Raw genomic sequence first — 13319 nt, forward strand, 5'->3', positions numbered from 1 at the left:
CTGCACGCTGGAGTGAGCTGTGCCTCAACGCTCCTGTGCGGCGTAGACTCCCGCTCGCGAGTCGGCAACCTCTCCGCTCCGTGCTTCACGCGGCGCCGCAGGTCGCGTGCGTATGGCCAGGACGGTGCAGCCTTCGGCGCTGGACATCTGGTGCCGCGTTCCGGGGCCTTCGACGATCAGGTCGCCCTTGACGAAGGAGCGGCCGTCACTGTGATCGAGAGTGCCGTCGAGAACCAGCATCAGCTCGTGGCCGAGGTGCTCATGGAAGTCGCCGTGCGCTCCGGCGGGAAACCGCAGGAGGAGTCCGACAGAAACCTCCTCGGCGCCGTCCGGGCCCCACAGCGGGTAGTGGTCGACACCCGTGCGGCCCGGCTCGACCCACGAGACCCAGTCGAGGTCTTCGAGGCTGAAACCGCTGCGGAAGACGTTGCGGATGACTTCGATATCGGACATCAGGACTCTCCTTGGGAAAGAACGAGGAATGGATTACGGCAGGTGGAGAAGAGGACACGCGTCACTTCGAGCACGCGCGCCGCGCAGAGAAAACATGCGGGCACCGCAAACGGGCACCAAGAAGACAGGCGTCAGCGTGACGCCGCCACAGAAATCCCCCCACGGGAACTCAGGCCAAGCCCTTCCGGGGCTAATGGCTTGAACGTTAGCCGTTGCACGTGACGCTACATCATGATTCCGCCACATGGGGCTACGTCTCGACATCCGAGAGGGAGGGTCACAATGACCACACACGGTAGAAACACTCTCGAAATCCGCCCCCTTGAGCCGTTGGCGGTCGAGTTCACCAGCTCGTGGCACTTCGACGCGGGAGTCCTGGTCGACGAGGTCAACACCCCGCAGGGACTGGCACGTTGGACCGGAACGTACCGTTCACGCCTCGGGATGGCCGCCGGCACCCCGGTGGAGGTCGGACCCGGTGATGTGACGACCGCGCTGGCCGTCCGCGGAGCCGTGCGGGATCTGCTGGACGCGATGGTCGACCGGTCGGTGCCGCCCCGGTCCTCCCTCGACCTCGTGACCGGGCAGGCGCAGCGCGTCCAGGAGGCCCGGGTCAGCTGGCCCCCGGCCGGCCCGCAGCTCGAATGGCCGGACGGCATGGGCACGATGGACATCGTTTCGGCCCAGGTCTGCGCCTCGGCGACCCGGCTGCTGACCTCGCCGCGCCGCGAGCTGCTGCGCCGCTGTCCGGCCCCGAGCTGTGTGCTGTTCTTCACCGCCCTGCGCACCGGCCAGCAGTGGTGCAGCCCCGCCTGCGGGAACCGCGCCCGGGTCGCACGCCACAGCGCCAAGTCACGCTGACGCCCGCTCACCCGGCATGCGGAGGGCGGCCGGTCAGACCGCCAGGCCGCCGAACAGGAGACCCAGCAACGCCCCGGCGAGCATGAACGGGCCGAACGGGATGCCCGTCCTGCGCCCGGCGCGCCGCAGCACGACGAGCACCACCCCGTACGCCGCGCCGAACAGGAACCCCGCGAAGCCCCCCGCGAACACGACGGCCCAGCCGTACCAGCCGAGGGCCACGCCCAGCGAGAGGGCGAGCTTCACGTCGCCGAAGCCCATGCCGCTCGGGTTGATGAGGAAGAGCAGGAAGTAGAACGCGCCGAGGACGAGCCCGCCGAGCAGGGCGGAGAGCCAGGAACCGGCGTGCTCCGGCAGCAGCGCCGCGAGGCCCAGGAGTACGGCTGCCGCCCCGGCGGCCGGAAGCGTGAGCCCGTCGGGCAGCCGGTGGACGCGGTGGTCGACGCTCGCGAGGAGCACCCCGATGGGCGCCAGCACCAGCCAGACGGCCAGTTCGGGCCGCGTCCCGGTGGACCAGGCGAGGGCGGCACAGACGAGCGCGGTGACGACGGGGGCGAGCCGGTACGGCGCGTAACGGGAGCCGGTGGGGGGCGGTTCGGCGGGGAGCGGGCCTGCGGAGAGCGGTTCGGCGGGGAGCGGGCCGGTGGGCTGGTCATCGGCGGTATCGGCCGGCGGTACGGGTCCGGGCTCGGCGGTATCGGCCGGCGCTACGGGTCCGGGCTCGGCGGTATCGGCCGGCGCTACGGGTCCGGGCCCGGCGGCATCGGCCGGCAGTACGGGTCCGGGCCCGGCGGCATCCGCGCCCGTCCGTACGCCGGCGACCGGCGCCCCCGAGCAGGTGGCGCAGCGGGTGGTGCCGAGCCAGGCGCGGGCGGGACCGGTGAGCGGGTGACCGGCCGGGCAGGCGTCCCGCCGGGGTTCGCCGGAAGGGACGGAGAAACGGTAGGCGGCGCGCGGGACCAGCAGGCCGGTCGCGGCGCCCCAGAGGGCGGCGACCCCCATCAGCATGGCGTACACCGCACCGATCCTAATCGCGCAGCCCGCACGGGCGTTGGGGCCGACCCACCGTTTCGGCCCCGGCGGCGGGCGGGCGCCGCTACCGTCGTCGGCATGGCTCGATGGCGCGATGGCACGGGAACGCTGACGATCACGGACCGGGACGGGGTGACCGAGACCCGGGTGCCCCTGCGGATCGCGGCCTCCTACCGGCACCGGACGCGCGGGCTCCTCGGCCGGGACGGGATCGACGGGGCGCTGATGATCACGCCGTGCGGAAGTGTGCACTCCTTCCGGATGCGGTTCACGATCGATGTGGCCTATCTGGACCGGCGGTTCAACGTCCTGGCGGTCCACACGATGAGGCCGGGGCGCCTCGGCCTGCCCCGGCTGCGCGGCCGCCATGTGATCGAGGCGGAGGCCGGCGCGATGGCGGCGTGGGGGCTGCGGCCGGGCGTACAGGTGCGGATCACGCAGACCCGCGAGCGGGCGTAGAGGGCGCCACTGGGCCCAACGCCGTTGTTTGGGCCCGGAATTGGGGCCAGGGGCCCGGGTCGGGGCCCGGCCAGGCGCTCTACGCTCACGCCGGACCCGGCTTCTGCGGTACGCGGGGCGGGGACGGGCTTCGGAGGGGGTAACCGTGAGCGGTGGCAGCGGCTGGGGCGGCAGCGGCGCGGGGCAGGGCCCGGCCGGGGCGCGCGGGGGCGGGTTGGGGGGTGTGTCCGGGGGCGGGTCCGGGGGTGTCTTCCTCCCACTGGCCCTCAGCTGGGCCGCCGGGGCGGTCGTCCGTCTCTCCGTCGGCTATCTGGTCGCGCACGGGCTCGTCCGCCTGCTGGGCACCGAAGCCCGGCTCGACCACTTCGCCTGGCGGCTGGGCCTGCTGCACGTGCCCGCCGTCCTCACCGCCGCGCTGACCGTGCTCGCCGCCGTCCGGGTGCTGCCCGAGGAGCGGCGCGGGTCCAGGGCGCTGTACCTGTCGGCCGCGCTCGCCGTCCCGCTGGTCGCCCTGTGCTACGGCTACGCCACGCCCTGGCAGGTCGCCGGGATCGAGGGCGCCGTGATGCCCGTCGTGGCGGCGGCGACCGGGGCGGCGGTGGGCCTGGGTGTCGACCGGTTGATGGAGGAGGGCGAGCCGGACGCGTTCGCCGGCTCGCTCACCGTGAAGTAGGCCCGCTCACCGTGAAGTAAACCCGCTCACCGTGGAGTAGCCGCGCTCACCATGGAGTAGGCGCGCTCACCGGTTGGGCACGTCGCTGCCGTAGACGACCCACGGCGACTGCTCGAAGGAGTTCACGCCGGACAGCTGCGGCTGGGCGGCGGCCACCTCCGGCAGGACGGCGAGCGTGTCGGGCCAGCAGTCGAAGTACACCGACCCCTTCACGATGAAGCCCTGCCAGTCGGTCGCGGCCGACGCGCCCTCGCGGTCGACCACGAAGCCGACGCAGAGCAGCGAGGCCCGGCCGACCGCCTCCCGTACCGCGCGCAGGGCGTGCTCCTGGCCGGCGCGGCTCAGCGCGCCGAGCGCGAAGCGCAGCTCCACCGTCCCGTCGTCGCCGCGTTCGATACGGGCCGGTATCCCGGCGCCGTCCTCCAGCCAGAGCAGGAAGTCGACCCGGTCGAGGCGTTGCAGACCGGCGAGGAGCACGAGTTGGTCCCTGGTCACCCAGGACTGGGTGCCGGAGGGCTCGGCGCCGGGGCTGAGCAGGGTGATACGCCGGGTGACCGGGTGATCCGCCCGCACACCCGCCGTCTCCAGGTCCCCGAGCAGGGACTCGGCGTCGGGGCGGCTCCAGCACAGGTGGAACGAGGAGAAGAATCCGTCACTCATCAGCACGTCACCTCATGAAGTACGGGCAGCCCGCCGGGCCCGTCCCACCGCGGTGTGCGGCGGTGCGGGTGGCCAGGTGTCTCGCGGGTGGTCGGTTCCCGAGGGTAGGTGAAACCCCCGGTCCGGGGCGTGGGCCCAGGGGCCCATGGGCGGGCCCCAACTACCCGGCGCGTCCCCCGTCCGTCGCGCAAGCCGTGGGCTTCGAGGCAAAAGCTGTGGACAACGCCGCGCCGCCCGGACAGGGTGAGCGGCGATGACACGCACCGATTCGCCTCCCGCATGGGACGAGCGCACCCAGCTGACCACCTTTCTCGACTACGTCCGCGCCACCGCGGTCGCCAAGTGCGAGGGCCTCTCGCAGGAGGACGCCGTCCGGGCGCCGCTGCCCGGCTCGCCCCTGATGACGCTCGCGGGGATCGTCAACCACTTGCGCTGGGTCGAGTACTTCTGGTTCGAAGTCGTGTTCCTCGGCGGCGAGGACGAGGGGCCCTGGACGGACGAGGACCCGGACCGCGAGATGCGGATCGCCGTCGACATGCCGCTCGCCGATGTGCTGAGGGAGTACGAGGAGCAGAGCGCCCGCTACCGGGAGCTCGTCGCGTCCCACGACCTGGACACCCCGGCGCAGCGCCCGCGCAGCGACGGCCGCCACCCCGATCTGCGCTGGATCGTCCTGCACCTCATCGAGGAGACCGCCCGGCACAACGGGCACATCGACATCATCCGGGAGATCGTCGACGGCACGACCGGCGACTGATCAGCCGGGCCCGCGCCGGGCCCGGTCCAGCTCGACGTTGAACTGGGCACCGGCCAGCAGCGCCAGGTTGGTGAGCCACACCCAGATCAGGAACACCACGAGCCCCGCCAGGGAGCCGTACAGCCGGCTGTAGGAGCCGATGTACGTGGCGTACACCGCGAACCCCGCCGAGGCGATCAGCCACAGCAGCGCCGCCAGCACCCCGCCGGGCAGCGCCCGGCGGGCCCCGCGCGCCGGTTCCGGGCCGGTCCGGAAGAGGACCGTGATCAGAGCGGCGACCAGGCAGAGCAGCAGCGGCCACTTCAGCCCCGCCCACAACGCGTCACCCACATGTGCCAGGCCCAGCCGGTGCCCGAGCCAGCGCGCCAGCGGCCCGGTGAGTACGAGGGCGAACGCGCTGGTCATCATCAGCAGCAGCAGTCCGATCGCGGACGCGACGATGATGTGCGCCTTGCGCAGGGCGGGCCGGGCGTCCTTGGCGCCGTGCATCGCGTGCTGCGCCCGCCGGAACACCGCCAGATAGCTGGAAGCGGACCACACCGCGCTGACCGTCCCGGTCCCCACGAGCAGCCAGACGGCGGTGCGCTGCTGGGTGGCGGCCTCCAGCGGCTGCCGCAGCGCGGCGGCGGACTCGGCGGGGGCGAAGGCGGTGATGTCGGCGATCAGCGCGCCCGTCGCGTCGGGGTTGGCGAGTCCGATGACGGACACGGTCACCAGGAGCGCGGGGAGCAGGGCGAGGATGGCGTAGTACGTGAGGGCCGCCGCCCAGTCCGAGATGTCGTCGTTCCAGAGCGAGAGCGGCGTCCGGCGCAACGCGAGCGGCCAGATCCGCGCGGGGCGGCTGCGCGTGCGGGCGGACGCGGGGCGGGGGGCGGCTTCGGGTGCGCTGTCGGGGCGCGCGCTGTCGAGGCGAGGGACGTCGGGGCGAGGGACGTCGGGGCGCGTCCCGCCCTGCTGCTTACCGTCCGGATGCGCGCCGTCCGGATGCTTACCGTCCGGATGCGCGCCGTCCGGATGCTTACCGTCCGGATGCGCGCCGTCCGGATGCTTACCGTCCGGATGCGCGCCGTCCGGGTGGGGCGGGGTGTCGGCGGTGGGGCCGCTGGAGTTGCTGGACACGGTGGCGGCTCCGGGGCGTAGGGGGCGGGGGCGGTGCGGGGGACGGTGCGGTGGGCCCCTGCCTCTCCTCTTCTGCTCGGCTTTCCCGCCCGGTACACCGTATTCGCCGGACGACGGGCAGCCGTTGTCGTACCCCGGCCGTACGCTCCCTCCATGAGCGTCTCCCTCTACTACACCGCGCGCCGTGCGACCCCGCTGACCGATTCCGAGTCGGCCGCCGTCGCACGCGTCGTCGCCGCGCACCGGACGTCGTTCCCGTACGAGGACGAGGAGAGCCTCTACGTGTACGACCCGCGGACGGCGGAGCCGGGGCAGGTCCTCGACGGCTCCACCAAGATGCCGTTCGACCCGGGCCGCCTGCTGCCGGTGATCGCGCATGTGCTGGACTCTGTCACGGAGTTGCGCCACGCGCTGCCCGACGCCGACTGGCGCGTGCACATGGACGACCTCGACGTGCCGTGGGACGAGGCCGAGGGGTATGCCCTGCCCGGGATGCGTGACGCGGACCTGGCCGCCGAGCTGTCGGCTGCGGGCCGGGACGCCGTGGCCGGCGGGCCGGACGGCCGTGCCACGCTTGGCCCGTGACGACACCCGAGCCCCTGACCCCCGACGCCCCCGGCGTCCTGCACCGCCCGCTCCTCACCCAGCAGTGGCTCGACCTCTGCTTCGTCCACTGGGCCGTGGAGACCGACGCGGTGGCGGGTCTGCTGCCCGCGGGGACGGTGCCCGACACGTTCGACGGCGTCACCTACGTGGGTCTGGTGGCCTTCCGGATGCACCGGGTGGGGTGGCTGGGACTGCCCGGCGTGCCCTATCTCGGTTCGTTCCCCGAGACGAACGTCCGCCTGTACTCGGTCGACGGGCAGGGGCGGCGCGGGGTCGTCTTCCGCTCGCTGGACGCGTCCCGGCTGCTCCCCGCGGCAATGGGCCGGCTCGCCTTCCGCCTGCCGTACGTGTGGTCCCGGATGCGGGTGGAGGCCGCCGACGGCACGATCGCGTACACCAGCTCGCGCCGCGCGCCCGGCCCGCGCGGCGCGTACAGCCGCATCACCGTGCGCCCCGGCGAACGCATCGGCGAACCCACGGAGTTGGAGCACTTCCTCACCGCGCGCTGGGGCCTGCACCACACCCTCCTCGGCCGCACGGCCTACCTGCGCAACGACCACCCCCGCTGGCCCCTGCACCGCGCGGAGCTGCTCGGCTGCGAGGAGAACCTGATCGAGGCGGCCGGCCTGCCCGCCCCGCGCGAGGCCCCGGTCAGCGTGCTGTACTCCCCCGGCGTCCCGGTCCGCCTGGGCGGCCCGTCCCGCCCGAACGGCACACCGGCACCCTGACCGGCGCCCCCGGCTCCTCGGGAAATGGCTTGCGGCCGCACAGCCCTCCTCCTACCTTGGTGTGCATGGGTTCCCTGTGACATTCCCCGTGCGCCTGCGTTGAGCTCGGCTCCGTAGGCGCGCTTCCTCGCGCACATCCGCGCATCCACACGTTCGTGCGCTCACGCATCCGTGCGTTCAATCACGCACCCGTGCGTCCGCGTGCCGATCGGCTCGGGCCGGGCCGGGAACAGGGGGCTCTTCATGCACACCGCACAGCTATCTCTTCAGAACGTCACCCGCCGCTACGACGACAAGGTCGTGCTGGACGACGTCACCTTCAGCGTCAGGCCCGGTGAGAGGGCGGGCGTCATCGGCGACAACGGGGCCGGGAAATCCACCCTGCTCCGGCTCGTCGCGGAGCGGGACCGGCCCGACAACGGTGAGCTGACCGTGGTCGCGCCGGGCGGGGTGGGGTATCTCGCCCAGTCACTGGCCCTGCCGCCCGGGGCCACCGTCCAGGACGCGGTGGACGCGGCGCTCGCCGATCTGCGCGCGCTGGAGGCCCGGATGCGCCGGGCGGAGGCCGCGCTCGGGGGCCCTGCGGGGGCGGAACAGACCGCCGCGCTGGAGCATTACGCCGGGCTGGTCGCCCGGTACGAGGCACGGGCCGGTTACGAGGCCGACGCCCGGGTGGACATCGCCCTGCACGGGCTCGGCCTGCCGGGCCTGGCGCGCGACCGGGCCCTGTCCACGCTGTCGGGCGGCGAGCGGTCCCGTCTCGCCCTGGCGGCGACGCTGGCGTCCCGGCCGGAACTGCTCCTGCTGGACGAGCCGACCAACGACCTGGACGACCGGGCGGTGGCCTGGCTGGAGGCCCATCTGCGGGCGCACCGCGGCACGGTGCTCGCGGTCACCCACGACCGGGTGTTCCTGGAGCGGGTGACCACCACGATCCTGGAGGTCGCCGAGGGCCGGGTCACGCGGTACGGGAACGGCTACGAGGGCTACCTCGCCGCCAAGGCCGCCGACCGGCGGCGCCGGCTGCGGGAGTACGCGGACTGGTGCGCCGAGCTGGCCCGCAGCCGGGAGCTGGCCGCCTCCAACGTGGCCCGCCTGGACGCGATCCCGCGCAAGGTGCCGCTCAGCGTGTTCGGGCACGGCGGTTTCCGGGCGCGGGGCCGGGGGCACGGGGCGATGGTCCGTATCCGCAACGCGAAGGAGCGCGTCGAACGGCTGACCCAGAGCCCGGTCGCGCCGCCGCCCGATCCGCTGGTGTTCGCCGCCCGGGTGGCCACCGCGGAGGACGCCGTGGGGGACGCCGTGGAGGACGCCGCGCCCCGGGCCGCCGCGGAGCTGGACGGCGTACGGGTCGGCGGCCGGCTCTCCGTGCCCGCGCTGCGTATCGGCGGCGCGGAACGCCTCCTCGTCACAGGGCCCAACGGGGCCGGCAAGTCGACGCTGATGCGGGTGCTCGCGGGTGAGCTGCTCCCCGACGACGGGACGGTGCACACGCGGGTCCGGGTGGGGCATCTGCGGCAGGAGGAGACGCCGTGGCCGGCCGGCCTGACGGTGGCGCAGGCGTACGCCCACGGGCGCGGCGGGGACCTGGAGGAGCACACCGTACAACTGTTGTCCTTCGGCCTGTTCAGCCCCGCCGACCTGCGCCTCAAGGTGGGCGAGCTGTCCTACGGGCAGCGCCGCCGGATCGAACTGGCCCGCCTGGTCGGCGAACCAGTCGACCTGCTGCTGCTGGACGAGCCGACCAACCACCTGTCCCCGGCGCTGGTCGAGGAGCTGGAAGGGGCCCTGGCCGGGTACCGGGGCGCGGTGGTCGTCGTCACCCACGACCGCCGGATGCGCGACCGGTTCACCGGGCGGCGGCTGGACATGTGCGAGGGGCGGGTGGTGCGGGATACGGACGCCGGGTGAACATGGCTGATACAGGCCCACGCGCGCGGCTTGAATCCTCCCCCTCCAAAGAGGGCGGGCGTGGGTCATATGAACACCAGCTGATTCACTCCTGAACCACTTCTGTCTCGCTGGTGGACACTCGTGGAGAACCCCTGGGGGGGCTTTGTCTTCCTTGATATCCGGCCGTTCCGGTCTCGCGCGCTCGAAGCGCGCGAGACGGATCGCGGCCTGCACCGCACTCGTTCTCTCCGCCGGCATGCTGCTGGCGGCTCCGGCCTCGGCCGACGAGGTGAAGGGCGCCGACGCCCCGAAGGCCGCCGTCGGGGCGAAGCCGCGCCTGGACTTGAACGGCAACGGCGACAGCGACCTCATCTACCGGGGCCTGGACGGCTACCTGTACGTCAAGGCGGGGCCGTACACCCCGGACTACCAGTACTGGCTCCCTGCCACCGACCTCCGGGAGATGTACAAGGACGTCATCGCGCCGGGCGACCTCAACGGGGACGGCCCGCCCGAGATCCTCACGCTGTCGGCGACGGGCACGCTCACGCTGTACCCGAGCGCGGGCGAAGAGAGGACCTCCCCTCCCACCTGGTCCGGTGACGGCTGGCAGAAGTACAACAAGATCCTCTCCCCCGGCGACCTGACCGGCGACGGCCTGGGTGACCTGATCGCGCGCACGCCCTCCGGCGACGTCTACCTCCACGCCTCCACCGGCACCATCGAGGGCGAGCCCTTCGCACCCGCCGTCAAGGTGGCCTCGGGCTGGGAGACGTACGACCAGATCGTCGGCCTCAACGATGCCAACGGCGACGGGTTGGGCGATGTCGTCACCCGCACCACCGAGGGCGACCTGTACTTCTTCGCCGGTACCGGCGACCCGGCGAAGCCCTTCAAAGCACCCAAGAAGATCGGCTACGGCTTCGACACCTACAACCAGCTCGTGGGTGTCGACGACCTCAACGGGGACGGCTACGGCGACCTCATGGGCCGCAAGCCGAACGGTGACACGTACCTCTACCGGTCCACCGGCGCCGGCACGTTCCGGACGCGGACCGCCGATGCCTTCGGATGGCAGAAGGCCGCCCTGTTCGTCGGCGGGGGCGGCAACCCGGACTTCGGCAAGCACCAGGCTGTGGGCACCACCACCGACGGCCGCTGGTGGTGGTACGACTCCAAGAACAACGGCCAGTTCTACCCTCGCGCGCTCCGCAACATCGTCGAGCCGGGACTGATGAGGGTCGTCTCCTCCCTCGACGTCGACGGCCTGGCCGAGCCCCTCTGGGTGCAGGACGGTCAGCTGTACATCGGGAACCACCACTTCGGCGGCGACTGGGGCGTCTACGACGACCTGATCGGCCCGGGTGACCTGAGCGGCGACGGCAAGGGCGACCTGCTGGCCCGCGACGCCAAGGGCGACCTGTACCTGTACCAGGGCAACGGCCTCACCGAGTTCGAGGCCAAGATCAAGGTCGGCTACGGCTACGGGACGTACCGCCACATCGTCGGCGCCGGCGACCTCACCGGCGACGGCCGGACCGACGTGGTGGCCGTCGCCAAGGACGGCACGCTGTACCTGTACGAGGGCACGGGCAGCGCGACCGCGCCGCTGAAGGCACGCGTCAAGATCGGCTACGGCTTCGACATCTACAACAAGTTCGCCGCGCCCGGCGACATCAACGGTGACGGCAGGGCCGACCTGATCGGCGTCAACGGCTACGGCGACCTGTACCGCTACACGTCCACCGGGACGGGCCTGCTCACGAAGCGCGTGCAGATCGGCTACGGCTTCAACATCTACGACGGCCTGTACTGATCCCCGCGCGGCGGCGGCATCCGGCCGCCGCCGCGCGGTACCGGTCAGCTCTGTGCGCCGCTCTCCCCGCGCTGGAAGGAGACCTCCACGCGCCGGTTCTTCCTGCGGCCCTGCTCGTCGTCGTTGCTGGCGATCGGGTAGTCCTCGCCGTAGCCCCGGATCTCGAACGTGATCCCGCTGCCGCTCAGCGCCTCGTCCAGCACGTTGTGCACGGCCTCGGCGCGCTTCTTGGAGAGCATGTCACCGTGCTCGGACGAGCCCAGGTTGTCGGTGAACCCGAACACCCGCACCTTAGAGGCGTCCTGCTTCTTGATCTCCTCGGCAATGGCGTTGATCCGCCCGTTGGCCTCGGCACTCAGCTTGGCGCTGTCCTTGCCGAAGAGAACCTCGGCCTGGAGCGCGAACTTGATGTCCGCGTTGGTGTCCTCACGCCGCTCCTCGCCGCCGAGATCCTCGATGACGGACTTGATGTCGAGGACTTTGGGCGGGGCGAGGGTGGCGCCTTCGGGGAGCTTGAGGTCGGTGTCCTTCGGGTCGATTTCGACCGGGGGTTCCGCGGAGGCGGAGGGGTAGGGGCTGTCGTCGGCGAAGGCCTGGGGGGCCCCGATGACTCCCAGGACGACCACCCCGGCGAGAAGGGTTGTCGCCACCTGGGCCCGGGCCCGCGCGGTAACAGTGATGCGGGCGGTCATTAGGAGATCTCAATCGACGCGGCGCTGAAGCCCGGGAACTCAACGCTCACCTCGGTGGTCGTCTGAGCCGGCGCCGGAAACTGCGCGAAGAAGGGCAGGCTTTTGCCTGCGTCGATTCCGGAGTCATAGCTCGTTGTGGTCAGAGGACGGTCGTCGGTGTCACGGAGCACGTAATAGCGCTTCTTCGCTTGAGAATCGACCAGTGTCATCGCTGCCAGAGAGGGGCCAGTCGCGAGCACCGATTCCTCACTACCGCTCCACTCGACTGGCGTGACTACACGGCTGCCGGACGTGTTCTTGAACTCGCCGGTAAGCGTGAGGAAACCGCCCTGATCACGCTTCGCTGTGTGGACGACCATATCGATACCCATCCCGCCCTTGACGGTCGCCAGAACCGTGCTGGTTTCCGAAGTGGTATCGCCAGATGCGCTCTTCTCCTTTTCCGCACTGGATGACGCTGCGGAGCTTGATTCCCCCTTGCCCTGGGCACCGCCATCGCCGTTGCCACCGCACGCGGTTGCGGAGAAGGCCAACGTCGCAACCAAGAGTGCGGTGGCACCCGTCCGACGCACGTTCCTCACGTACCGAGTAGTCATCGATCCCTATCCTTTGCGGTCAGTCTCAGTCAGTCTTCGGCCAGGCGTACGGTGAAGAGGTCGGCCATGTCGGGCACGAGCGCCAGAGCCTCAGGGTCGACCGCCCAGTCCGGACCGCGGTCACAGCGAACCTTGCCGATCGACACGGTTGCCGCATTCGGCTCTGCGTCCGGGTCGGGATCGCTGTCGGGGGTCGGGACGAACGTGCAGCGCGGTTCGACCACGGCCACCGCGTCAGCTTCCGCCTTCTTGCCCTCTGTACCCGGAACGATGTTCGTGCTCATGCCCTTGCCTGACTTCAGACGGACCTCGTAGCCCCATCTGCCGTCGGACAGCGGTCGGCATTGAACATCACCTGCCTTGTTCAGAGCGGCGAAGGCGGACGCCTTCGCGCAGGCGTTGCCGGGGCCTCCGGAGAAGGACGTGTTGAACACAGAGTCGAAGTATTCGGGGTCGGCGAGGTGCGCCTTCAGATCCGATTCGAGCAGGCTGCGCGATTCCTTAGCTGCCGCCAGCGCAGCGGCGTCGGCCGCGCTCTGAGCACCATTGCGCTGCACGTCAGCCTCACCAAAAGCGAAGAGAACCAACGCAAGTAGAAGCAAACCGGCGACCGCTGTAATGTAGAGCGGCGCTGCCTGGCCTGACTCGCGGCACCTACGCCTCACTTGTGATTCAGAACCGAGTCGACCTTCGCCTTGAACTTCGTGGCGATCGTCTTCCCCATACCAGTGTTCATCAGCGCAATCACGATCGCCACCACCAGAATCGTGATGCCGACATACTCGATCGCCCCCTGGCCCCTGTCCTTGCGGCGCTTCATGTGATGGGCGGTGGTGTTCGCCCATCGGTTCACATAAAGCTGTGTGCTCACGGCGGCCTTGAGCGCGATGTCCTTCATGACGATGTCCCCCTCCGAGTTCGACCGACCGAGAACCGGTCGACGCTGATCCGTGAGTCCGCGTGCCTCCGACGTG

16 protein-coding genes are annotated in these 13319 nt (G+C 71.2%); 8 read left to right on the top strand and 8 right to left on the bottom strand.

Annotation, left to right across the window (positions count from 1 at the left end; translation table 11 throughout):
• Positions 1 to 24: 24 nt before the first annotated feature.
• Positions 25 to 453, bottom strand: a complete 429-nt coding sequence (locus B082_RS37370; RefSeq protein ID WP_018550331.1) for a cupin domain-containing protein — start codon at positions 451 to 453, stop codon at positions 25 to 27.
• 282 nt (positions 454 to 735) lie between these two features.
• Here B082_RS37370 and B082_RS0102985 point away from each other — a divergent pair, with 282 nt between their 5' ends.
• Entirely contained in the window at positions 736 to 1314 is a 579-nt protein-coding gene (locus B082_RS0102985; RefSeq protein ID WP_026249374.1) for a CGNR zinc finger domain-containing protein, read from the top strand.
• A gap of 33 nt (positions 1315 to 1347) precedes the next feature.
• Here B082_RS0102985 and B082_RS0102990 read toward each other — a convergent pair whose 3' ends face one another.
• On the bottom strand, positions 1348 to 2331 hold the full coding sequence (locus tag B082_RS0102990; RefSeq protein WP_018550333.1) for a prepilin peptidase: 984 nt from the start codon (positions 2329 to 2331) through the stop codon (positions 1348 to 1350).
• A 93-nt stretch (positions 2332 to 2424) separates the two neighbouring features.
• Here B082_RS0102990 and B082_RS0102995 point away from each other — a divergent pair, with 93 nt between their 5' ends.
• Together B082_RS0102995 and B082_RS40205 are read left to right on the top strand one after the other, a co-directional pair.
• Positions 2425 to 2805 (top strand): DUF192 domain-containing protein, encoded by a 381-nt coding sequence (locus B082_RS0102995; RefSeq protein ID WP_199783749.1) that lies wholly within the window; start codon positions 2425 to 2427, stop codon positions 2803 to 2805.
• 145 nt (positions 2806 to 2950) lie between these two features.
• The gene (locus B082_RS40205) at positions 2951 to 3478 is read left to right on the top strand and encodes a hypothetical protein (RefSeq protein ID WP_158688849.1); all 528 of its coding nucleotides are present in this window, start codon (positions 2951 to 2953) and stop codon (positions 3476 to 3478) included.
• A 66-nt stretch (positions 3479 to 3544) separates the two neighbouring features.
• On the opposite strand, the gene B082_RS0103005 is transcribed toward B082_RS40205, so the two are convergent.
• The gene (locus tag B082_RS0103005; RefSeq protein WP_026249375.1) at positions 3545 to 4138 is read right to left on the bottom strand and encodes a hypothetical protein; all 594 of its coding nucleotides are present in this window, start codon (positions 4136 to 4138) and stop codon (positions 3545 to 3547) included.
• A gap of 253 nt (positions 4139 to 4391) precedes the next feature.
• Between B082_RS0103005 and B082_RS0103010 the strand changes: the two genes are divergently transcribed.
• Entirely contained in the window at positions 4392 to 4895 is a 504-nt protein-coding gene (locus B082_RS0103010) for a DinB family protein (RefSeq protein WP_018550337.1), read from the top strand.
• Here B082_RS0103010 and B082_RS0103015 read toward each other — a convergent pair whose 3' ends face one another.
• A complete protein-coding gene (locus tag B082_RS0103015) occupies positions 4896 to 5723 on the bottom strand; it encodes a YihY/virulence factor BrkB family protein (protein ID WP_051094579.1) in 828 nt (275 codons plus the stop codon).
• A 444-nt stretch (positions 5724 to 6167) separates the two neighbouring features.
• Between B082_RS0103015 and B082_RS0103020 the strand changes: the two genes are divergently transcribed.
• The 4 genes from B082_RS0103020 to B082_RS0103035 all read left to right on the top strand — a co-directional run bounded on the left by B082_RS0103020 (position 6168) and on the right by B082_RS0103035 (position 11057).
• Positions 6168 to 6599, top strand: coding sequence for a hypothetical protein (locus B082_RS0103020; protein WP_018550339.1), 432 nt, complete (start codon positions 6168 to 6170; stop codon positions 6597 to 6599).
• A complete protein-coding gene (locus B082_RS0103025; RefSeq protein WP_018550340.1) occupies positions 6596 to 7348 on the top strand; it encodes a YqjF family protein in 753 nt (250 codons plus the stop codon). The genes B082_RS0103020 and B082_RS0103025 overlap by 4 nt, the downstream gene beginning before the upstream one ends.
• A 243-nt stretch (positions 7349 to 7591) precedes the next feature.
• Positions 7592 to 9259, top strand: a complete 1668-nt coding sequence (locus tag B082_RS0103030; RefSeq protein ID WP_018550341.1) for a TlrC/CarA/OleB/SrmB family ABC-F type ribosomal protection protein — start codon at positions 7592 to 7594, stop codon at positions 9257 to 9259.
• 238 nt (positions 9260 to 9497) lie between these two features.
• The gene (locus tag B082_RS0103035) at positions 9498 to 11057 is read left to right on the top strand and encodes an FG-GAP repeat domain-containing protein (protein ID WP_018550342.1); all 1560 of its coding nucleotides are present in this window, start codon (positions 9498 to 9500) and stop codon (positions 11055 to 11057) included.
• Between the two features lie 44 nt (positions 11058 to 11101).
• Here B082_RS0103035 and B082_RS0103040 read toward each other — a convergent pair whose 3' ends face one another.
• From B082_RS0103040 to B082_RS38625, 4 genes are read right to left on the bottom strand one after another with little or no spacing between them, the layout of a single operon-like run.
• Complete coding sequence (locus B082_RS0103040; RefSeq protein ID WP_018550343.1) at positions 11102 to 11749, bottom strand: OmpA family protein; 648 nt, start codon at positions 11747 to 11749, stop codon at positions 11102 to 11104.
• Complete coding sequence (locus B082_RS0103045; protein WP_026249377.1) at positions 11749 to 12345, bottom strand: hypothetical protein; 597 nt, start codon at positions 12343 to 12345, stop codon at positions 11749 to 11751. Before B082_RS0103045 ends, B082_RS0103040 begins: the two co-directional genes overlap by 1 nt.
• A 29-nt stretch (positions 12346 to 12374) precedes the next feature.
• On the bottom strand, positions 12375 to 13010 hold the full coding sequence (locus B082_RS0103050) for a pilus assembly protein TadG-related protein (RefSeq protein ID WP_026249378.1): 636 nt from the start codon (positions 13008 to 13010) through the stop codon (positions 12375 to 12377).
• Positions 13007 to 13243, bottom strand: coding sequence for a hypothetical protein (locus B082_RS38625; RefSeq protein ID WP_018550346.1), 237 nt, complete (start codon positions 13241 to 13243; stop codon positions 13007 to 13009). Before B082_RS38625 ends, B082_RS0103050 begins: the two co-directional genes overlap by 4 nt.
• Positions 13244 to 13319: the final 76 nt, after the last annotated feature.

This window comes from Streptomyces sp. ATexAB-D23, from assembly GCF_000373645.1.
Lineage (GTDB): Bacteria > Actinomycetota > Actinomycetes > Streptomycetales > Streptomycetaceae > Streptomyces > Streptomyces castrisilvae.